This window comes from Streptosporangium sp. CA-135522 (genome assembly GCF_050949235.1).
Taxonomy (GTDB): Bacteria; Actinomycetota; Actinomycetes; order Streptosporangiales; family Streptosporangiaceae; genus Streptosporangium.
Genome location: NZ_CP192026.1, coordinates 6407514 through 6428077, shown reverse-complemented (window position 1 = coordinate 6428077; position 20564 = coordinate 6407514). Strand labels below are relative to the sequence as shown.

Here is a 20564-nt window from a genome sequence, read left to right as displayed (position 1 = left end):
CGAGCTGACGCGGTGAGCGGAGCGTCTCGTGAGGAACGAGCGGGCCGCGGAGTGAATGAGGAAGCGAGCGCGACCATGTCACGGCTTGTGGTGGTGGGGCATGGGCCGACGTCCAGCCGGCTGGTCGAGGCACTGATCGCCAAGGGGTTCGACGGCAGGATCACGGTGCTGGGGGAGGAGCCCAGGGCCGCCTACGACAGGGTGGCGCTGACCTCCTATCTCACCGGTAAGAGCGCCGAGGACCTGACCTACCCGGTGCCGGAGGGGATCGTGCTGCGGCTGGCCTCCAGGGTCACCGGGATCGACAGGGCCAACCGGAGCGTGACGACCGCCGACGGTCACGTGGAGCCGTACGACGTGCTGGTGCTGGCCACCGGATCCAGCCCGTTCGTGCCCCCGGTGCCCGGCAGGGAGCTGGACGGCTGTTTCGTCTACCGGACGATCGATGACCTGGACGCGATCAGGGAGGCCGCCGAGCGCGCCGGCAGCGGTGTCGTCATCGGTGGCGGCCTGCTGGGGTTGGAGGCCGCCGACGCGCTGCGCGGGCTGGGCCTGGCGACCCATGTCGTGGAGATGGGCGGCTGGCTCATGCCCCGGCAGGTGGACGAGGGCGGTGGCTCCGTCCTGCGGGGGCACATCGAGGCCCTCGGCCTGAACGTGCACACCGAGGCGGGCGCGAAGGAGATCGTCGCCGGGCCGGACGGCCGGGTCGCGGGTCTGGTCAAACCGGATGGGGAGACGATCGAGGCGCAGATCGTGGTCTTCTCCGCGGGCGTCAGGCCGCGCGACGAGCTGGCCAGGCAGGCGGGGCTGGAGGTCGGGGAACGCGGCGGCATCGTCGTGGACGACGGGATGCGCACCAGCGATCCGGCGATCTACGCGGTGGGGGAGTGCGCCCTGCACGACGGCATGGTCTACGGGCTGGTCGGGCCGTGTTTCACGATGGCCGAGGTCGCCGCGGACCGCATCCTCGGCGGCCGGGCCGCCTTCGCCCGCGCGGACCTGTCCACCAAGCTCAAGCTGCTCGGCGTGGAGGTCGCCCAGTTCGGCGCCATGACCGGTGCACTGGATGTAACCTTCATGGACCCGGTGGGCGGGGTCTACCAGAGGCTGTTCGTCAGCGACGACGCCCGCACCCTGCTCGGCGGGATCTGCGTCGGTGACGCCACGCCGTACAACACCCTCAAGCCCTTCGTCGGCCGGGATCTGCCGGGCGCGCCCAGCGAGCTGCTGTTCACCGGGGGCCCGGTGAGCACCGACCTGCCCGACGACGCGCAGGTCTGCTCCTGCAACAACGTCACCAAGGGGCAGGTGTGCGCGGCCATCGTGGACAAGGGCCTCACCGACGTGGCCGGGATCAAGGACTGCACGCGTGCCGGCACCACCTGCGGCAGCTGCGTCCCGATGCTCAAGCAGATCCTGGTCAAGTCGGGTGTCGAGGTCTCCAAGGCGCTGTGCGAGCACTTCACCTACAGCCGGGCCGAGCTGTTCGACATCGTCCGGGTGCGCGGTATCACGACGTTCTCCCAGCTCATCACCGAGCACGGCAGCGGGCGCGGCTGCGACGTGTGCAAGCCCGTCGTCGCCTCGATCCTGGCCTCACTCGGCAACGGGCACATCCTGGACGGCGAGCAGGCCGCGTTGCAGGACACCAACGACCACTTCCTGGCCAACATCCAGCGCAACGGCACCTACTCGGTGGTGCCGCGCATCCCGGGCGGGGAGATCACACCCGACAAGCTGATCGTGATCGGCGAGGTGGCCCGCGACTTCGGCCTCTACACCAAGATCACCGGTGGGCAGCGGATCGACCTGTTCGGGGCGCGGGTGGAACAGCTCCCGCTGATCTGGAAGCGGCTGGTGGACGCCGGTTTCGAGTCCGGCCACGCCTACGGCAAGGCGCTGCGCACGGTGAAGTCCTGCGTGGGCTCCACCTGGTGCCGGTACGGCGTGCAGGACGCCGTCGGCCTGGCCATCTCCCTGGAGTTGCGCTATCGGGGGCTGCGCTCGCCGCACAAGCTGAAGTCGGCCGTCTCCGGCTGCGCCCGCGAGTGCGCCGAGGCCCGGGGCAAGGACTTCGGCGTCATCGCCACCGAGCAGGGCTGGAACCTCTACGTCGGCGGCAACGGCGGGTTCACCCCGCGGCACGCCGACCTGTTCGCCGCGGATCTGAGCACCGACGAGCTGATCCGGACCATCGACCGGTTCCTGATGTTCTACGTCCGTACGGCCGATCGCCTGCAGCGCACCTCGGCCTGGCTCGAGGCGCATGGCCTCGACTACGTCAAGCAGGTGGTCCTGGAGGACTCGCTCGGGATCTGCGCCGATCTGGACGCCCAGATGCAACGGCACGTGGCCGGCTACGCCGACGAGTGGCGCGCCACCATCGAGGACCCCGACAAGCTGCGGCGCTTCGTCTCCTTCGTCAACGCCCCGGAGACCCCGGACCCGTCGATCTCCTTCACGGCCGAACGTGACCAGATCAAGCCGGTCCTCATCCCGCTGGAGGCGATCCGCTCCTGACGCCCCGCTCGGGGCCGGGACCGCCCGGCCACCGGCACACCCGACTCCACCGCACACCCGACTCCACCGGCGACCGTCGGCGACAACCGAACGAAAAACGGAAGGGGGCTCGCCCCGATGACCATCCTCAGCCAGCACACCGAGACGACCAGCTGGATCCCGGTCTGCGCCTACACCGACCTGCTGCCCGAGCGCGGTGCCTGCGCGCTCGTCGGCCGCCATCAGATCGCACTGTTCCGGACCTTCGACGGTGAGCTGTTCGCCGTCGGCAACCAGGATCCGTTCAGCGGCGTCCAGGTCCTCTCCCGGGGGATCGTGGGCACCAGAGCAGGCGAGCCCAGCGTCGCCTCGCCCATGCACAAGCAGGTGTTCTCACTGGTCACCGGCGTGTGCATGGACGACCCGGCGATAGCCGTACCGATCTATCCGATCCGTGTCATCGACGGCACGGTGGAGGTGAACGCCAGTTGACCCCGAACCGGGATCGACGCGGCGAGCGAGGGAGTGGTGAAGGACAGATGAGCCCGCAGAGAGCTCGACGTGATGAGCGGAGCGGCCGACGAGGGACGAGCCGCCCGCGGGGCGGACGGGGAGAGGTGGACGGCCGATGAGCATCGCCTCCCTGGACGACGCCGTGGTCTCTCCCGAGACCGCGCCCGACGCGCTGGCCGGGTTCACGATCGGGGTGACCGCGACCCGGCGGCGTGAGGAGTTCTGCGCGCTGCTGGAGCGCCGGGGCGCGAGAGTGGTGCGCGCCCCGGCGATCCGGCTGGTCCCGCTGGCCGAGGACGCCGACCTGCTGGCCGCCACCCGGGCCAGCCTGGCGGGACCGATCGACGATGTGGTGGTCACCACCGGGGTCGGGTTCCGGGGCTGGATGGCCGCCGCCGAGGGCTGGGGGCTGTCGGGCGACCTGGCGGCGCATCTGACCGCCGCCCGGCTGCTGACCCGCGGGCCCAAGGCGCGCGGCGCGGTCCGGGCCGCCGGGCTGAACGACCACTGGACGCCGCCCACCGAGTCGTGCGAGGAGGTCAAGCAATACCTCCTCGCCCAGAACCTGCGCGGTCGCCGCATCGCCGTGCAACTGCACGGCGAGCCGCTGACCGGGTTCGTGGCCTCGCTACGTGAGGCGGGGGCCGAGGTCATCGAGGTGCCGGTCTACCGGTGGCTGCCCTACCGTGACGCTTCGCCGCTGCGTCGTCTGATCAGCCAGGCGATCTCCGGCGCGGTGGACGCGGTGGCCTTCACCAGCGCCCCGGCGGTGCTGGCCATGCTGGGCGCGGCCCGCGCCGAGGGGTTGGAGGACGCGCTGGTCGCGGCCTTCGCCGGGCCGGTCGTCGCGGCCTGCGTGGGTCCGGTCACGGCGGGGCCGCTGCAGGCGCGGGGGGTGCCCGTCGTGCAGCCCGAGCGCTCCCGCCTCGGAGCGCTGGCCCGCACGCTCGCCCGGCACCTGCCCGAGCACGGGGTCACCCGTCTGGTCGCGGGCGGTCACCGGCTGGAGATCCGCGGTCACGCCGTGGGCGTGGACGGCGAACTCAGGCCGCTGCCGCCCGCGCCGATGGCGGTGCTCAAGCGCCTGGCCGACAAGCCGGGCCACGTGGTGGCCCGCTCCGAGTTGCGGACCGTGCTCCCCGGAGGACCGTCCCGCGACTCGGCGGAGCACGCCGTCGAGATGGCCGTCACCCGCCTGCGCCGCGCCCTCGGCCCCTCCGGGATCGTCGAGACCGTCGTCAAGCGCGGCTATCGCCTGGCCTGTGAACGCGACGAGGTCGCGTGAGGGGGCACGACCGGCACGGCACGCCGCCGGGCGCGCGCAGGCCGCCCGGCCGGGAGGGAACGTGACGACGCTGGTCATCGCCGGTCACGGGACCCGCAGCCCGCGGGGAGAGGAGACACTGGCCGGACTGCGGGATCTCGTACGGCGGGCGCGCCCGGGCAGCCGGGTCGAACAGGCCTTCCTGGAGATCAGCTCCCCCCTGCTGGCCGACGTGCTCCCCGGGCTCACCGGGCCGGTGGTCGTGGTCCCGCTGCTGCTGGCGGGTGGCTACCACGTTCACATCGACCTGCCGGCGGTGATCGCCGGGACCCGGCCCGACGCGACGGTGGTGGCCCCGCTCGGACCGGATCCGCTGCTGACGGCCATCCTGGCCAGGCGCCTGGCGAGCGCCGGGCTGCGGCCCACCGACTCGGTGGTCCTGGGCGCGGCGGGGTCGTCCGACCCGGCCGCGCTGGCCGACGTCCGAGCCGCGGCCCGGCTGCTGTCGGTACGGCTGGCCCGTCCGGTCACGGCGGCCTTCGCCGCCACGGGCGCCCCCTCCGTCGGGGACGTCCTGGAGCGACTGCGGTCCGGCCCCGTGACCCGGGTCGCGGTGGCCTCCTACCTGCTGGCCCCAGGCTTCTTCCAGAGCCGTCTGGAGGGTTGTGGCGCGGACCTGGTCAGCGCCCCGCTGGGCGTGGACGCCGACCTGGCCGCGCTGGTGTGGGCCCGCTTCGATCAGGCCCGCTGGAGATCCAGCCGCAGCTCGCGGATGATCTCCTCGGCGCTGTCGTCCCGGGAGGGCAGGAAGTCGGCGCCGACGAACATCTCGTAGTAGGCGTGGCGGAAGCATCCGGCCAGCAGCAGCCGGGCACTGGCCAGGGGGTCCACCTCGGGGCAGATCCGTCCCGCCCGCTGTTCGGCGGCCAGATACTCGGTCAACGGGACGACCTCCGACATCGGCCCCAGCTCGCTGTCGCGCATCGCCTCGCGGAAGCGGACGGTGACCGAGGGGGAGGTGAAGGCGGGCAACGCCGCCGACTGGACCTCGGAGTAGTAGTCGATGCCGGCCCGCGCGATGGGCAGCAGGTTGTCGCTGACCCGCCCCTTGCCGACCAGGTGCATCAGATCGTCGAGGATGCGGAGCCAGACCGGAAGCCGGTCCTGGAGCAGGGCGAGGAACATGTCGACCGCCTGCCCGGGTTGTCCGGAGGAGCCTCGCAGGTGCGCGTGCGAGGAGATGTCCCCGCCATCGTCACGTTTCATGTATAGGGCCATCTCCAGGACGCGTCGTCGCGTCTCCTGAGCCTTCTGATAGGGGTCGAGCTGTGGAGTCGCCATGGGTGCCCTAACGTGCGCAGTCACATGGACAATGTGCGGCATGGTGATGGCGCTGTTCACCGATGTTTACAGAGCCGTGTTTCTCCTGGTTGTGCAATCGTTGCCGGCCGGCCTGCCAACTCGGTGCGACCCGGGCGAACCGGCTGGGCGCCGGTCGCCGCCCGGAACCGGCCGGGCCGTGCGGTGGATGTCTCGGGGTGTCTCGGGTGTCTGTCAGCCGTCGCCGTCGCGGTCGCGGCGGCGCAGATAACGCTCGAACTCCGCGGCGATGGCGTCACCGCTCGCCTCGGGCAGCTCGGCGGCGTCCTTGCGCTCCTCCAGTTCCTTGACGTATTCGGCCACCTCGCTGTCCTGCGACGCCAGCTCGTCCACGCCGTGCTCCCAGGCCCGTGACTCCTCGGCCAGGGCGCCCAGCGGCATCGGGATGTCGAGGAGGTCCTCCATCCGGCTGAGCAGCGCCAGGGTGGCCTTGGGGTTGGGCGGCTGGGCGACGTAGTGCGGCACCGACGCCCACAGCGAGACCGCGTGGATCCCGGCGGTCCCGAGGGCGTGCTGGAGGACGCCGACGATGCCGGTCGGCCCCTCGTAGCGGCTCAGCTCCAGGTTGATCGCCCGGGCCAGGCCCTCGTCGGTCGCCGAGCCGACGATCGGCACGGGGCGGGTGTGGGGGGAGTCGTTGAGGAGCGCGCCGAGCAGCACCGCCAGCTCCACCCCCAGCTCGCGGCAGACCACGATGATCTCCTCGCAGAAGGCGCGCCATCGCATGTTGGGCTCGATTCCGCGCAGCAGCACCACGTCGCGGTCGACGCCCGGCGGCCGGGCCACCGACAGTTTGGTGGTCGGCCAGGTGATGGAGCGGGTCAGCCCCTCACCCATCTCGACGATGGGACGGGTGACCTGGAAGTCGTAATAGTCCTCCGGATCGATGGAGACCAGCGGGGTGGCCTTCCACTCGTCCTCAAGGTGTGCGATCACTCCGCTCGAGGCCTCGCCCGCGTCGTTCCACCCCTCGAACGCGGCGATCAGCACCGGGTCGACGAGCTCGGGTAGACCTTCGAGTTCGATCACGCGCCGCCTCCTTCTCGCCTCGCCTTACTATCCGGCTAAGCCTATGCGGTGAGGGGGCCTTCACGTCACCTACCCGAGGTGGTGTGAACGATGAGGACGTCACAGCCCGCCCGCTGCGACACGCTCGAGGGCACCGAGCCCAGCAGCCGGCCGGCGAGGCTGTTGAGCCCCCGGTTGCCGACGACCAGCAGGTCGGCCCCGTGCCTGTCGGCGAGGGAGACCAGGACGTCGACGGCGTCGCCCTCCTCGGCGGCCAGCTCGATCGTGCGGGCGCCGGCGGCCACCGCGTGCTCCCGGGCGGCGCGCAGGGCGTCGTCGGCGGGGGTGGAACCGCTCACCTTGTACGACAGCTCGCCCAGGACGTCGGACGCCGCGCTGCGCTCGCGCTCGCGCATGGGAACGTAGGCGCAGGCCAGGACCAGGGTGGCACCGGTCGCGGCGGCGAGGGAGGCGGCCGAGGCGACCGCGCGGAAGGAGGAGGGGGAGCCGTCTGTGCCGACGAGAACGGTGCGGTAGGACGCCATGGAGGGCCTCGCAGAGGTAATTGGACTAATAGTGCAATTGCCATCAAGAACGATAACGCCTCGGCGGTTCCCAGTAAGCTTTGCCCCATGATTAGCAGACCGTCTTTCCGTGAAGTCCTGGCCGAGCGCGTGATGGTCGCCGACGGGGCCATGGGGACGATGCTGCAGGCGCACGACGTCACCCTCGACGACTTCGAGGGCCACGAGGGCTGCAACGAGGTGCTCAACGCCACCCGCCCCGACATCGTGCGGGCCGTGCACGACGCCTACTTCGAGGTGGGCGTCGACTGCGTCGAGACCAACACCTTCGGGGCGAACCTCGCCGCCCTCGGCGAGTACGACATCTCCGAGCGGACCTACGAGCTGTCGGAGGCCGGCGCCCGGGTCGCCCGCCAGGCGGCCGACCACTGGTCCACCCCTGACCATCCCCGATACGTGCTCGGCTCGATCGGTCCCGGCACCAAGCTTCCCACCCTCGGGCACAAGCCGTACGGCGTGCTGCGTGACGCCTACTACGACAACGCCGCCGGGCTCATCGCCGGCGGCGCCGACGCCCTGATCATCGAGACCTGCCAGGACCTGCTCCAGGTCAAGGCCGCCGTCATCGGGGCCAGGCGGGCCATCGCCGACTCCGGCCGCGACGTGCCGGTCATCGCCCAGGTCACCGTGGAGACCAACGGCGCGATGCTGCTGGGCTCGGAGATCGGCGCGGCGCTTACCGCGATCGAGCCGCTCGGCGTCGACGTCATCGGCCTCAACTGCGCCACCGGCCCCGCCGAGATGAGCGAGCACCTTCGCTACCTGTCGCGGCACGCCCGGCTGCAGCTGTCCTGCATGCCCAACGCCGGTCTGCCTCAGCTGACCGCCGACGGCGCCTACTACCCTCTCACCCCGGACGAGCTCGCCGACGCCCACGAGAACTTCACCCGCTCCTTCGGCCTGTCCCTGGTCGGCGGCTGCTGCGGCACCACTCCCGAGCACCTGCGCAAGGTGGTGGAGCGGGTGCGCGGCGACGAGCACGCCGCCCGCCGCCCGCGCCCCGAGGCCGGGGCGTCCTCGCTCTACCAGCACGTGCCGTTCCGTCAGGACACCTCCTACCTGGCGATCGGCGAGCGGACCAATGCCAACGGCTCCAAGGCCTTCCGCGAGGCGATGCTCGCCGAGAACTGGGAGGAGTGCCTGGAGATCGCCCGGGCCCAGGCCCGTGACGGCGCGCACATGCTCGACCTCTGCATCGACTACGTGGGCCGCGACGGCGTCAAGGACATGAAGGAGTTGGCGTTCCGCTTCGCCACCGCCTCCACGCTGCCGATCGTGCTCGACTCCACCGAGCCCGCCGTGCTGGAGGCCGGCCTGGAGATGATCGGCGGCCGGGCGATCATCAACTCGGTCAACTACGAGGACGGCGACGGCCCCGACTCGCGCTTCACCAAGATCATGAAGCTGGTCCGGGCGCACGGCGCGGCCGTCATGGCGCTGACCATCGACGAGGAGGGCCAGGCCCGCACCGCCGAGTGGAAGCTCAGGGTCGCCACCCGCATCATCGAGGACCTGACGACCAACTGGGGGATGCACGTCGAGGACATCCTCATCGACACCCTCACCTTCCCCATCGCCACCGGCCAGGAGGAGACCCGCCGCGACGGTCTGGAGACGATCGAGGCGATCCGCGAGCTCAAGAGGCGCTATCCGGGCGTGCAGACGGTGCTGGGCCTGTCCAACATCTCCTTCGGCCTCAACCCCGCCGCGCGCATCGTCCTCAACAGCGTCTTCCTCAACGAGTGCGTCAACGCGGGCCTCGACGCGGCCATCGTGCACGCCTCCAAGATCCTGCCGATGGCGCGCATCCCCGACGAGCAGCGCCAGGTGGCCCTGGACATGGTCTACGACCGGCGCCGGGAGGGCTACGACCCGCTGCAGCGGTTCATGGAGCTGTTCGAGGGCGTGGACGCCGCCTCGGTCAAGGCCGACCGGGCCGCCGAGCTGCTCGGCCTGCCGCTGTGGGAGCGGCTCAAGCGCCGCATCGTCGACGGCGAGCGCAAGGGCTTGGAGGCCGACCTCGACGAGGCGCTGGCCCAGCGCCCCGCCCTGGAGATCGTCAACGACGTGCTCCTCGACGGCATGAAGACCGTCGGCGAGCTGTTCGGCTCCGGCCAGATGCAGCTGCCGTTCGTGCTCCAGTCGGCGGAGGTCATGAAGACCTCCGTGGCCTATCTGGAGCCGCACATGGACCGGGTCGAGGGCGAGAACAAGGGCCGCATCGTGCTGGCCACCGTCAAGGGCGACGTGCACGACATCGGCAAGAACCTGGTCGACATCATCCTGTCCAACAACGGCTACGAGGTCGTCAACCTCGGCATCAAGCAGCCGGTGTCGGCGATCCTGGAGGCGGCCGAGGAGAAGAACGTCGACGTCATCGGCATGTCCGGGCTGCTGGTGAAGTCCACGGTCATCATGAAGGAGAACCTCGAGGAGATGAACTCCCGGGGGATCTCCCAGCGGTTCCCGGTGCTGCTCGGCGGCGCCGCCCTGACCCGCGCCTACGTGGAGCAGGACCTCGCCGAGCTGTTCCAGGGCGACGTCCGCTACGCCCGGGACGCCTTCGAGGGCCTGCGGCTGATGGACGCCTTCATGGCGGTCAAGCGCGGCGAGGCCGGCGCGAGCCTGCCGCCGCTGCGCGAACGGCGGGTCAAGACCGGGGCGACCCTGGTGCGCACCCCCGAGGCGGAGCTTCCGGCCCGCTCCGACGTGACCGCTGGCAACCCCGTCCCGACGGCGCCCTTCCTCGGTGACCGGATCGTCAAGGGCATCCCGCTCGCCGACTACGCCGCCTTCCTCGACGAGCGGGCGACCTTCATGGGCCAGTGGGGTCTCAAGGCCGCCCGTGGCGGCGAGGGACCCTCCTACGAGGAGCTCGTCGAGACCGAGGGCCGGCCGCGCCTGCGGATGTGGCTGGAGCGGATGCAGACCGAGGGGCTGCTGGAGGCGGCCGTCGCCTACGGCTACTTCCCGTGCGTCAGCGACGGCGACTCGCTGATCATCCTGGACGACGCGGGCAACGAGCGGACCCGGTTCACCTTCCCCCGCCAGCGCCGGGACCGGCACCTGTGCCTGTCCGACTTCTTCCGCTCCAAGGACTCCGGAGAGGTCGACGTGGTCGCCTTCCAGGTGGCCACGATGGGCAACCGGGTCTCCGAGGCGGCGGCCGAGCTGTTCGCCAAGGACGCCTATCGCGACTATCTGGAGCTGCACGGGCTGTCGGTGCAGCTCACCGAGGCGCTCGCGGAATACTGGCACGCCCGGGTGCGCAGCGAGCTGGGGATCGGCGGTGACGAGTCGCTGGAGGACATGCTGAAGGTCAACGTCACCGGCTGCCGTTACTCCTTCGGCTACCCCGCCTGCCCCAACCTGGAAGACCAGGTCCAGCTGATGGAGCTGATCGACCCTTCCCGAATCGGGGTGAACCTGTCGGAGGAGTTCCAGCTCCACCCCGAGCAGTCCACCTCCGCGCTGGTCGTTCACCATCCCGAGGCCAACTACTTCAACGTCTGACCGTAAGGGGTTCTCGGCGGAATGGACGCGGTTCTCTTCGACATGGACGGGCTTCTCGTGGACAGCGAGAAGATCTGGTTCCAGGTCGAGACAGAGGTGATGGAACGGCTCGGCGGCGGCTGGGGGCCCGCCGACCAGGAGCACCTGGTGGGCGGCTCCATGCCGTCCACCGTGGCCTACATGCTCAGGGTCTCCGGTGCGGACGCCCATCCGGACGATGTGGCGGCCTGGATGCTGGAGGGCATGACCGGCAGGCTCGCCGACGGCGTGGAGATGATGCCCGGGGCCGCCGAGCTGCTGGCGGCCGTACGGCGGGCCGGCCTGCCCACCGCCCTGGTCACCTCCTCGGTGCGGCCGATCGCCGAGGCGTGCCTGAAGGGCATCGGCCGGGACAACTTCGATCATGTGGTGACCGGCGACGACGTGGCGAGGACCAAGCCCGACCCGGAGCCGTATCTCACGGCCGCCCGGCTGCTGGGCGTGGCCGCGGCCCGTTGCGTCGCGCTGGAGGACTCGCCGAACGGGGTGACCGCGGCGACCGCCGCCGGTTGCCGGGTGGTCGCCGTGCCGAGCGTGCTGCCGATCGCCTCCGCGCCCGGCCGTCTCGTCGTGAACTCCCTGCGCGAGGTCGACGTCGACGTCCTGCGGGCGCTGGCGTCGGCCCGCGACTCCTGACCGCCCGCCTGGCCCTGCCTTCGCTCCGGGACGACCCTGAGACCGCCGACGCCCTTGGGGGCGATCTCTTCCCGAGCCCTTAGGGGGAGATCCCTCCCCAGGGAGGAGGAACCGTCTCGATCCAGCGTGCCAGGATGGATCTGGTAGACCGATACGAGGGGCGGTTGGCTGTATGTCATTCGAACAGATCGCGTGGTTGCCGCTCTGCGCCGGGGTGACCGGTGTGGGGCTGGTGCTCAGTTTCCTGACGATGCGCCGCCGGGGGGCCGTGGCGGGGCTGCGTGGCGTTGCCTGGTCCCTGTTGCCGATCGCGGCCTATCTGACCGGCGCGCTGCCCACCCTGTGGCAGATCGGCTCGGCGGTCGTCGGGTTCTTCGCCGGGGCGGTGTTCAGCCCGATGGTGTGGGCCGGGGTGGCCGTGACCGGGCTCTCCCTGGTGCTGTTCCTGGTCACCGGTGCGTTGCGCGGACGCCGTAGGGCCGCCTCCACGGGGTCCGAAGCCCCCGCGGTGGCCGCCTCGGCGCCAGGCAGGCCTGTGACGTCCGGTGGCGCCGTCACGCAGCCGCTGCCGCAGCGCGGGGCGGCGCCCGTCGCCAAGCCCGCCACGAAGCCCACTGGCAAGCCCGCCGCCAAGCCCACGGCGGATGACGACTTCTCCGATATCGAGGACATCCTCAAGCGCCGTGGGATCGGGTGACGCTGAGTTGTCCATCGGTGCAGTGTCACGAATTCGAGACAGAAGCGAAACGCCTTCCGGACATTCGCTCCAAGATCAAAACAAATGAATTTCGCGTGAATCACAGTTGAGCCACATAGCGCCTCAGGGGACTAGTCAGCGCAGATCAGCCCATAGATTCTGCGTCACGAGACCGTGAAACGGACTCATAGACTCAGGACACGCCCCGACCCCGGGGTGCGTTCGATCGGACAACGTCGTCTGGGATCCAGGGGGCCACTGTATGACCGCACCGCTCGATGTCTCAGGGCAGGCCATGGAGGCCCAGCCGGAGGCCGTGCTTCAAGGGGCGGGCGGAAAGGCCATCGAAGGCCGTTCGCTCGGCCAGATCGCCTGGATGCGCCTCAAACGCGACAAGGCAGCGATCATCGGCGCTTTCGTCGTGGTCTTCCTGACACTGGTCGCGATCTTCGCCGAGCGCCCTTTCGGCGGCCTCATCGCGCTGTTCGGTGACGGGCCCAACCTCCCCAACAACGATCTCATCGATCCGCTGACCAGCGCTCCGACCGGGACCTGGGGCGGCATAAGCCTGGAGCACCCGTTCGGCCTCGAGCCGGTCAACGGCCGCGACATCTTCGCCCGGATCCTGTCCGGCGCGCAGATCTCGCTGCTGGTGGCCTTCCTGGCCACGCTGCTCTCGGTGGCGATCGGCTCGCTGATGGGCGTGCTCGCGGGATACTTCGGCGGCTGGACCGACACGATCATCAGCCGGTTGATGGACATCTTCCTGGCCTTCCCGCTGCTGCTGTTCGCGATCGCCATCGTCGGAGCCGTCCCCGACCAGGCGCTCGGCCTGAAGGGCAACGGCCTGCGGATCGCGGTGATCGTGTTCATCATCGGCTTCTTCAACTGGCCCTACATCGCGCGCATCGTCCGTGGCCAGACCCTGTCGCTACGTGAGCGCGAGTTCGTGGACGCGGCGCGCTCCCTGGGAGCCGGCAGCCGCTACATCATCTTCCGTGAGATGTTCCCGAACCTGATAGCGCCGATCCTGGTCTACGCCACGCTGCTCATCCCCACGAACATCCTCTTCGAGGCCGCGCTGTCGTTCCTGGGCGTGGGCGTGGCCGAGCCGCAGGCCTCCTGGGGCGGCATGCTCACCCGAGCCGTCGACTATTACCAGATAGCGCCGCACTTCATGATCGTCCCGGGCCTCGCGATTTTCATCACCGTGATGGCCTTCAACCTGCTGGGCGACGGGCTCCGGGACGCCCTCGACCCTCGAGCTCGGTAGCGACCCGCTTCCGCTCCTCGATATCACCGTCACTCATGACAAGGGGTGTACAACCACTATGAGGAAGACCAACGCCTTGGCGCTCGCCGCGCTGGGCACTGTGCTGACCATGGGTCTCGCCGCCTGCGGCGGCACGGCCGGTGGCGGTGGCAACACGGGCTCCGGGGACAAGGGAGCCGGTGCCGCCGGATCCAGTGCCAAGCACAACGACGCCTACACCAAGGTCGTCAACGCCTCCGACGCCAAGGGCGGCACGCTCAAGTTCGCCCTGTCGGACGAGCCCGACTCCATGGACCCGGGTAACACCTACTACGCGTGGAACTGGAACTTCACGCGTCTGTACGCCCGGCCGCTGATGACCTACGCCCCCGCGCCGGGCGAGGCGGGCCTGAAGCTCGTCCCGGACCTGGCAGAGGGCCCGGGTGAGGCCAGCGCCGACGGCAAGACCTGGACCTACAAGCTCAAGAAGGGCATCAAGTACGACGACGGCACCGAGGTCAAGGCCGCGGACGTCAAGTACGCCATCGCCCGCAGCAACTTCACCTCCGAGCTCACCGACGGTCCGAAGTACTTCGCCCAGTACCTCGACGCCGGCGACTACAAGGGCCCGTACAAGGACAAGAACCTCGACGACTTCAAGGGTGTCGAGACCCCGGACGACTACACCGTCGTCTTCAAGCTCAAGGACCCGTTCGCCGAGTTCGACTTCCTGGTCGCCAACCCGCAGTCCGCGCCCGTGCCGCAGGCCAAGGACACCGGCATCGACTACGAGAAGACCGTCGCCTCGACCGGCCCCTACAAGATCGAGAGCCACGAGGTCGGCAAGCAGTTCAACCTCGTGAAGAACGAGAACTGGGACCCGGCGACCGACAACACCCGCAAGCAGCTGCCGGACCGCATCGAGGTGCAGTTCAAGCAGAACGCCGAGGACATCGACCAGCGCCTGATCTCCGGGCAGATCCAGGTCGACCTGGCCGGCACCGGTGTCCAGACCGCGGCCCGCGCCAAGATCGTCGCGGACCCCAAGCTGAAGGACTCGACGGACAACCCGTTCACGCCGTTCAACCGCTACGCGATGATGTCGACGGCCGTCAAGCCGTTCGACAACATCGACTGCCGCAAGGCCGTCCAGTACGCCACCGACAAGGTCGCCACCCAGGCGCCGTGGGGTGGCCCGCTCGGCGGTGAGATCGGCACCACCGCGATGACCCCGACCACGGTCGGCTACAAGCAGTTCGACCTGTACCCCAACGGCGCCGACCACAAGGGCGACGTGGCCAAGGCCAAGGAGGCCCTGACGGCCTGCGGTCAGCCGAACGGCTTCGAGACCAACATCGCGGTCCGCGGTGACCGCACCAAGGAAGTCCAGGTCGCCGAGGCCCTTCAGGCCTCGCTCGACCGGGTCGGCATCAAGGCCACGATCAAGAAGTACCCCTCGGGTGACTGGAGCGCGCAGTACGCCGGCAAGCCGGAGTTCGTGCACAAGAACAACCTGGGCATCATGATCGCGGGCTGGGGTTCCGACTGGCCCTCCGGCTTCGGCTTCCTGTCGCAGATCGTCGACGGCCGCTTCATCAAGGCCTCCGGCAACTACAACATGATGGAGCTCAACGACAAGTCGGTGAACGAGCTGCTCGACAAGGGCATCCAGACCACCGACGCCACGGCCCGCAACGAGATCTGGTCCGAAGTGGACAAGAAGGTCATGGAGTCGGCGGCGTTCATGTCGTTCGTCTACGAGAAGACCCTTCTCTTCCGCCCCGCGAACCTGACCAACGTGTACGTGCACCCCGCCTACGGCATGTACGACTACACGTGGCTCGGCGTCAAGCAGTAGTCCTTCTCTAGCTAGCCAAAGGCAGGTGAAGGCCTGACGGTGCCCGGGAGCGATCCTCCCGGGCACCCCGGCCGAACGATCGTGGTCGCTTTCATCGTCCGCCGCGTGATCGCCGCCGTGCTGATGCTCGTCATCGTCAGCGTGGCCACTTTCGCGATCTTCTTCCTCATCCCGCGTGCTCTGGGACAGACCCCCGAGGGCATGGCGTCGCGTTACGTTGGGCGGGATGCCACGCCCGAGGCGATCCAGGGCGCTGTCAAGAGGCTCCACCTGGACGACCCGCTCATCGTGCAGTACGGCCGGTTCGCCCAGGGCATCGTCGTCGGTCAGGATTACTCCCTTGGCCCCAAGCAGGCCAAGTGCCCGGCGCCCTGCTTTGGCTTCTCGTTCAACAACAACCAGCCGGTCTGGCCGACGCTGCTCGACCGGCTCCCCGCGACCCTGTCACTCGCCCTGGGCGCGGCGGTCACCTGGCTCGTCGTCGGAGTCAGCATCGGCGTCGTCTCCGCGCTGAGACGCGGCAGCGCGCTCGACCGCGCGGCCATGACGGTGGCACTCGCCGGTGTGTCGCTCCCTATCTACTTCACCGGTCTGGTCTCGTTGTCGGTGTTCGCCTACACGCTCGGGATCTTCCCCGGCGGAGGCAGCTACATCGGACTCACCGAGAACCCGATCATGTGGTTCCAGGCTCTTGTCCTGCCCTGGATCACCCTGGCCTTCCTCTACGCCGCCCTCTACGCCCGGCTCACCCGGGCGGGCATGCTGGAGACCATGGGCGAGGACTACATCCGCACAGCCCGTGCCAAGGGCCTCAAGGAGCGCACGGTCGTCACCAAGCACGCGCTGCGCGCGACGCTGACCCCGATCCTCACGATCTTCGGCCTCGACCTCGGACTGCTGCTGGGAGGTGCGGTGCTCACCGAGAGCACCTTCTCGATCCCCGGCATCGGCAAGCTGGTCATCGACGCGATCCGGGGCAACGACCTGCCCGTCGTGCTGGGCGTGACCCTGTTCGCCGCCTTCTTCATCGTCCTGGCCAATCTCATCGTGGACGTCCTGTACGCGGTGGTCGACCCGAGGGTGAGGCTGTCATGACGACTGCGCCCGACTCCTTCCTGGAACTGCGCGACCTGCGCATCCACTTCCCGACCGAAGACGGCCTGGTCAAGTCCGTCGACGGCCTGTCCTTCAAGCTCGACCGGGGCAAGACCCTGGGCATCGTGGGCGAGTCGGGGTCCGGCAAGAGCGTCACCAGCCTCGGCATTCTCGGCCTGCACAAGGGTGGCCGAGGCAAGATCTCCGGTGAGATCTGGCTGGACGGCGAGGAGCTGGTCGGCGCGAGCGCCGACCACGTGCGGACACTGCGCGGCAAGAAGATGGCGATGATCTTCCAGGATCCGCTGTCGTCGATGCACCCCTTCTACACAATCGGCGCCCAGATCATCGAGGCCTACCGGATCCACCACAACGTCAGCAAGTCGGTCGCCCGCAAGCACGCGATCGACATGCTCGGCCGGGTGGGAATCCCGCAGCCCGACAAGCGCGTCGACAGCTACCCCCACGAGTTCTCCGGCGGCATGCGCCAGCGCGCCATGATCGCGATGGCGCTGTCGTGCGACCCCGAGCTGCTGATCGCCGACGAGCCGACCACGGCCCTCGACGTGACGGTTCAGGCGCAGATCCTGGATCTGATGCTGGATCTGCAGCGCGAGTTCAACTCCGCGCTGATCATCATCACCCACGACCTCGGCGTGGTCGCCGAGCTGTCGGACGACATCCTGGTGATGTACGGCGGCAAGTGCATCGAGTACGGCTCCGCCGAGGACATCTTCTACCGGCCCGAGCACCCCTACACCTGGGGTTTGCTGGGATCGATGCCCCGCCTGGACCGCGAGCCCACCGAGCGGCTGATGCCGATCAAGGGCACTCCGCCCTCCCTGATCAACGTGCCGGCCGGGTGCGCCTTCAACCCCCGGTGCGCCTACGAGGACCGCACCGACGGCAAGGCCACCACCGAGGTGCCCGAGCTCCTGGAGACCGAAGGTGGTCACCTGGTCCGATGCCATCTGCCGCGCGCGGAGCGACGGGCCATCTGGGAAAACGAGATCAAGCCGATGATGGAGAGCACGTGACGGTTGAGGACAAGGGCGCGGCTGTGACCGATCCCGAGGTGATGCTGTCCGTCCAGGGCTTGCAGAAGCACTTCCCGGTGACCAAGGGCCTGCTCAAGCGCCAGATCGGCGCCGTGAAGGCGGTCGACGGCGTGAGCTTCGACGTCCGCAAGGGCGAGACGCTCGGCCTGGTGGGCGAGTCGGGCTGTGGCAAGAGCACCACCGGCCGCCTGATCACCCGCCTGCTGGAGCCCACCGGCGGCAAGGTCGTCTTCGAGGGGCACGACATCACCCACATGTCGCAGGCCGCGATCCGGCCGCTCCGCCGCGACATGCAGATGATCTTCCAGGACCCCTACTCGTCGCTCAACCCCCGCCATACGGTGGGCACCATCGTCGGTGCGCCGTTCCGCATCCAGGGCATCCAGACCGAGCAGGGCACCAAGAAGGCGGTCCAGGAGATCCTGGAGCTGGTCGGTCTCAACCCCGAGCACTACAACCGCTATCCGCACGAGTTCTCCGGCGGCCAGCGCCAGCGCATCGGCATCGCCCGTACGCTCGCGCTCAAGCCGAAGCTCATCATCGCCGACGAGCCGGTCTCCGCCCTGGACGTGTCGATCCAGGCCCAGGTGGTCAACCTGCTGGAGGACCTGCAGAACGAGCTCAACCTGACCTATGTCATCGTCGCGCACGACCTGTCGGTCATCCGGCACATCAGCGACCGGGTGGCGGTCATGTACCTCGGCAAGATCGTCGAGCTGGCGGACCGGAAGGCTCTCTACGAGTCGCCCATGCACCCCTACACCACCGCGCTGATGTCGGCCGTCCCGGTCCCCGACCCGGCCCGGCGCAAGGACCGCGAGCGCATCCGGCTCCAGGGCGACGTGCCGAGCCCGCTCAACCCTCCGCCCGCCTGCCGGTTCCACACCCGGTGCTGGAAGGCCCAGGCCGTCTGCAAGACGGTCGAGCCGCCGCTGGTCGAGCTGGCCACCGGCCACCAGGTCGCCTGCCACTTCCCGGAGAACGCCCCCGGCGCCGGGGAGTCGGCGACCGCGCAGACCGTGTCCGCCTGACCGATCCACCTGGCCGATCCGTCTGACCGGCCCGCACGAGCGGCCCTCGTGGTCGGCCGACGCCTTCGAAGCGGTGTCGGCCGGCCGCGGGGCCGTGGCTTCGATTCCACGACCCCGCGCCCGGCCGGCGCGCTGCGCTGTCACCCCAGCGCCGACATGACCGGGGCGAAGAACCTGCTCCGATCGCCGGGAAGCGGCTCTCCGCCGACGACCATGTCCGAGGTCCTCATCCCCGGCGCCACACCATGTCCGGTCAGCCACTCCGCCAGTTCCCGGCGCTCGGACTGGACCTCGACCCGCACCGGGCCGTCGACCTGGGAGGCGAGATCGGCGATCAGCCGCCGGGCGTCCGTCTCGTCCGCGGCGATCACCGGCCCGATGACCGTGTTGCTCACGTTGCGCCACATACCGGCGTAACCCGTGATCGTCCGCCCGTCCTCGATCACCCGGACCTGCTCGGCGAAGTCGGAGAACCTCCTCAGCAGGTCCGACCGGTCGGCGCCGATGACCTCCGCGTCGAGGTCGGCGATCGCCTTCAGATCCTGGGGGGAGGCGACGCGGGAGGCGCCGGACGCCTTCGCGGTGAAGGTTCCCAAATGCATGGCGGCCGGGCTCGCCACCTGAAAGCCCAGCCGCTCGTAGAGAGGGCGGCCGGTCTCGGTCGCGTTCAGGAAGACGGTCGCGCCGCGCGCCCGGTCCAGCACATGGCTCATCAGCCGGCCGCCCAAGCCCTGCCGTCCGTGGCGGGAGGCCACCAGCACCATGCTGATCGCGGCGGTGCGGCCGCCGTACCGGGTCAGGATGGCGGTCGCGACCAGCTCACCCTCCGGATCGACCACCCCGTAGCCCTCTCCGCCCTGGAGCAGGAACAGCCATTTGCGCTCCTCACGCGACCACTCCCGGTCTGCGGCGAGCCGCAGGCACGCGTCGAGATCGTCAACGGACAGCTCACGAATGATCATTCAAATACCTCCGAGAGTCACGATGGCTCCCGCGGCGGTGCCGAGGAGCACGGCGGGTGCGTAGCAGAGGGGCCGGGAGCGCGGCGAAGGCCGCCATGGCGGCACTGTCTCTTCGAGCGTTGATCCGTCTCCCGGGTTCGGCGTGCTTGCGGGCTCCGGCCCGGTCCGGGACCCGTCCGTGTCCGGCTGACCCGTCATGCGGGCAATCCTGAACCGGTGACGCCGTCTCGGCTCAATAGTTTCCGGCTATGCCGATAGCCGATGACTATCATCGCTGTATGGACCTTACGTTGTCGGCCGTACGGGCGTTCGTGGCCGTCGCCCGCGCCGGATCGTTCCGGGCCGCCGCCGTCTCGCTGGGGGTCAGCCAGCCTACCGTGAGCGCCGCCGTGAAGCGCCTGGAGGCCACCGCCGGGCGGCCGCTGCTGATCCGCGATCGCGACGGTGTACGCCTGACGGAGCTGGGCGGTCGGGTGCTGGCCCACGCGGCCGCGGTGGCGACCGCCGCCGGCGAGCTGGAGGCCGCGCTGGCCGGAGACAGCTCCGAGCTGACCGTGGGGTTCCTGGGAGAGGCGGCGGGCGCCCGTACCTCCCGGCTGCTCGACGGCGTACGGCGCGCCTCCGGGAGGGAGGTACGGCTGCGCCGCTTCGACTTCGACGACCCGGCCTGCGGCCTGCTGGACGGAACCAGCGACCTGGCGGTGGTATGGCCCCCGCTGACCACCGGCGATGCCCTGGACCTGCTGGTCCTCGGCAGCGACCGGCGCGCGGTCGCGGTGCCGGCCGGCGACCCCCTCGCCGCCTCCGGCGTGCTCGCCCCCGCAGACCTGGCCGGCCGGGTCTGGGTGGTGCCCCGCAGCCCCGATCCGGTCTGGCGGGCTTTCCGCCACCCGGGCTCCATCGGGGTGACCGACGTCGCAGACGAGGTGGAGTCCGGCGCGATCGAGGAGACCCTGGAACTGGTCGCGGCCGGGCGCGGCATCGCCCTGCTCTCGCAGAGCACCGACGAGCACTACGCCCGCGCCGGGGTGGTGTTCGTCCTGCTCGCCGATGACCGCCGCTGCACCACCGCCGTCGCCTGGCGGCGCGCCGACACCAGGCCGGTGATCGCCCGGATTCTGGCCGGGCTCTGATCGGGCTCCTCGCCGGATCGCGGCCCTCCGCCATGACCT

Annotated in this window: 17 protein-coding genes; 13 read left to right on the top strand and 4 right to left on the bottom strand. The window is 69.7% G+C overall.

The genetic code is table 11. The annotated features are described in order from the left end of the window. Positions 1 to 75: 75 nt before the first annotated feature. The 4 genes from nirB to ACQPYK_RS30675 all read left to right on the top strand — a co-directional run bounded on the left by nirB (position 76) and on the right by ACQPYK_RS30675 (position 5114). Entirely contained in the window at positions 76 to 2523 is a 2448-nt protein-coding gene (nirB, locus tag ACQPYK_RS30690) for a nitrite reductase large subunit NirB (protein ID WP_433238387.1), read from the top strand. A gap of 117 nt (positions 2524 to 2640) precedes the next feature. After that, positions 2641 to 2994: a nitrite reductase small subunit NirD gene (nirD, locus tag ACQPYK_RS30685; protein ID WP_433238384.1), complete on the top strand. Its 354-nt coding sequence runs from the start codon at positions 2641 to 2643 to the stop codon at positions 2992 to 2994. 136 nt (positions 2995 to 3130) lie between these two features. Then, on the top strand, positions 3131 to 4300 hold the full coding sequence (locus ACQPYK_RS30680; protein WP_433238381.1) for a uroporphyrinogen-III synthase: 1170 nt from the start codon (positions 3131 to 3133) through the stop codon (positions 4298 to 4300). Between the two features lie 61 nt (positions 4301 to 4361). Beyond that, complete coding sequence (locus ACQPYK_RS30675) at positions 4362 to 5114, top strand: sirohydrochlorin chelatase (RefSeq protein ID WP_433238378.1); 753 nt, start codon at positions 4362 to 4364, stop codon at positions 5112 to 5114. Here ACQPYK_RS30675 and ACQPYK_RS30670 read toward each other — a convergent pair. The 3 genes from ACQPYK_RS30670 to ACQPYK_RS30660 form a co-directional block, all read right to left on the bottom strand. Next, positions 5018 to 5545: a hypothetical protein gene (locus ACQPYK_RS30670; protein WP_433238375.1), complete on the bottom strand. Its 528-nt coding sequence runs from the start codon at positions 5543 to 5545 to the stop codon at positions 5018 to 5020. The two genes, ACQPYK_RS30675 and ACQPYK_RS30670, sit on opposite strands and share 97 nt — an antisense overlap. A gap of 288 nt (positions 5546 to 5833) precedes the next feature. Next, positions 5834 to 6688 carry a PAC2 family protein gene (locus ACQPYK_RS30665; RefSeq protein WP_433238372.1) on the bottom strand — a complete coding sequence of 285 codons (855 nt, stop codon included), beginning with the start codon at positions 6686 to 6688 and terminating at the stop codon, positions 5834 to 5836. Positions 6689 to 6753: 65 nt separating this feature from the next. After that, positions 6754 to 7212 (bottom strand): universal stress protein, encoded by a 459-nt coding sequence (locus ACQPYK_RS30660; RefSeq protein WP_433238369.1) that lies wholly within the window; start codon positions 7210 to 7212, stop codon positions 6754 to 6756. A gap of 87 nt (positions 7213 to 7299) precedes the next feature. On the opposite strand from ACQPYK_RS30660, the gene metH reads away from it, so the two are divergent. The 8 genes from metH to ACQPYK_RS30620 all read left to right on the top strand — a co-directional run bounded on the left by metH (position 7300) and on the right by ACQPYK_RS30620 (position 18430). Continuing rightward, positions 7300 to 10764, top strand: coding sequence for a methionine synthase (gene metH / locus ACQPYK_RS30655; RefSeq protein ID WP_433238366.1), 3465 nt, complete (start codon positions 7300 to 7302; stop codon positions 10762 to 10764). A 21-nt stretch (positions 10765 to 10785) separates the two neighbouring features. Beyond that, positions 10786 to 11439 carry an HAD family hydrolase gene (locus ACQPYK_RS30650; protein ID WP_433238363.1) on the top strand — a complete coding sequence of 218 codons (654 nt, stop codon included), beginning with the start codon at positions 10786 to 10788 and terminating at the stop codon, positions 11437 to 11439. 172 nt (positions 11440 to 11611) lie between these two features. After that, positions 11612 to 12136 carry a cellulose synthase gene (locus tag ACQPYK_RS30645; RefSeq protein ID WP_433238360.1) on the top strand — a complete coding sequence of 175 codons (525 nt, stop codon included), beginning with the start codon at positions 11612 to 11614 and terminating at the stop codon, positions 12134 to 12136. Positions 12137 to 12398: 262 nt separating this feature from the next. Beyond that, the gene (locus ACQPYK_RS30640) at positions 12399 to 13409 is read left to right on the top strand and encodes an ABC transporter permease (protein WP_433238357.1); all 1011 of its coding nucleotides are present in this window, start codon (positions 12399 to 12401) and stop codon (positions 13407 to 13409) included. A gap of 58 nt (positions 13410 to 13467) precedes the next feature. Further along, the gene (locus tag ACQPYK_RS30635; protein ID WP_433238354.1) at positions 13468 to 15246 is read left to right on the top strand and encodes an ABC transporter substrate-binding protein; all 1779 of its coding nucleotides are present in this window, start codon (positions 13468 to 13470) and stop codon (positions 15244 to 15246) included. 81 nt (positions 15247 to 15327) lie between these two features. Continuing rightward, complete coding sequence (locus tag ACQPYK_RS30630) at positions 15328 to 16341, top strand: ABC transporter permease (protein ID WP_433238351.1); 1014 nt, start codon at positions 15328 to 15330, stop codon at positions 16339 to 16341. Then, complete coding sequence (locus ACQPYK_RS30625) at positions 16338 to 17378, top strand: ABC transporter ATP-binding protein (RefSeq protein ID WP_433238348.1); 1041 nt, start codon at positions 16338 to 16340, stop codon at positions 17376 to 17378. The genes ACQPYK_RS30630 and ACQPYK_RS30625 overlap by 4 nt, the downstream gene beginning before the upstream one ends. A gap of 41 nt (positions 17379 to 17419) precedes the next feature. Then, a complete protein-coding gene (locus ACQPYK_RS30620; protein WP_433258950.1) occupies positions 17420 to 18430 on the top strand; it encodes an ABC transporter ATP-binding protein in 1011 nt (336 codons plus the stop codon). Between the two features lie 140 nt (positions 18431 to 18570). On the opposite strand, the gene ACQPYK_RS30615 is transcribed toward ACQPYK_RS30620, so the two are convergent. Next, the gene (locus tag ACQPYK_RS30615) at positions 18571 to 19392 is read right to left on the bottom strand and encodes a GNAT family N-acetyltransferase (protein ID WP_433238345.1); all 822 of its coding nucleotides are present in this window, start codon (positions 19390 to 19392) and stop codon (positions 18571 to 18573) included. Between the two features lie 278 nt (positions 19393 to 19670). Here ACQPYK_RS30615 and ACQPYK_RS30610 point away from each other — a divergent pair, with 278 nt between their 5' ends. Beyond that, the gene (locus tag ACQPYK_RS30610; RefSeq protein WP_433238342.1) at positions 19671 to 20525 is read left to right on the top strand and encodes a LysR family transcriptional regulator; all 855 of its coding nucleotides are present in this window, start codon (positions 19671 to 19673) and stop codon (positions 20523 to 20525) included. Positions 20526 to 20564: the final 39 nt, after the last annotated feature.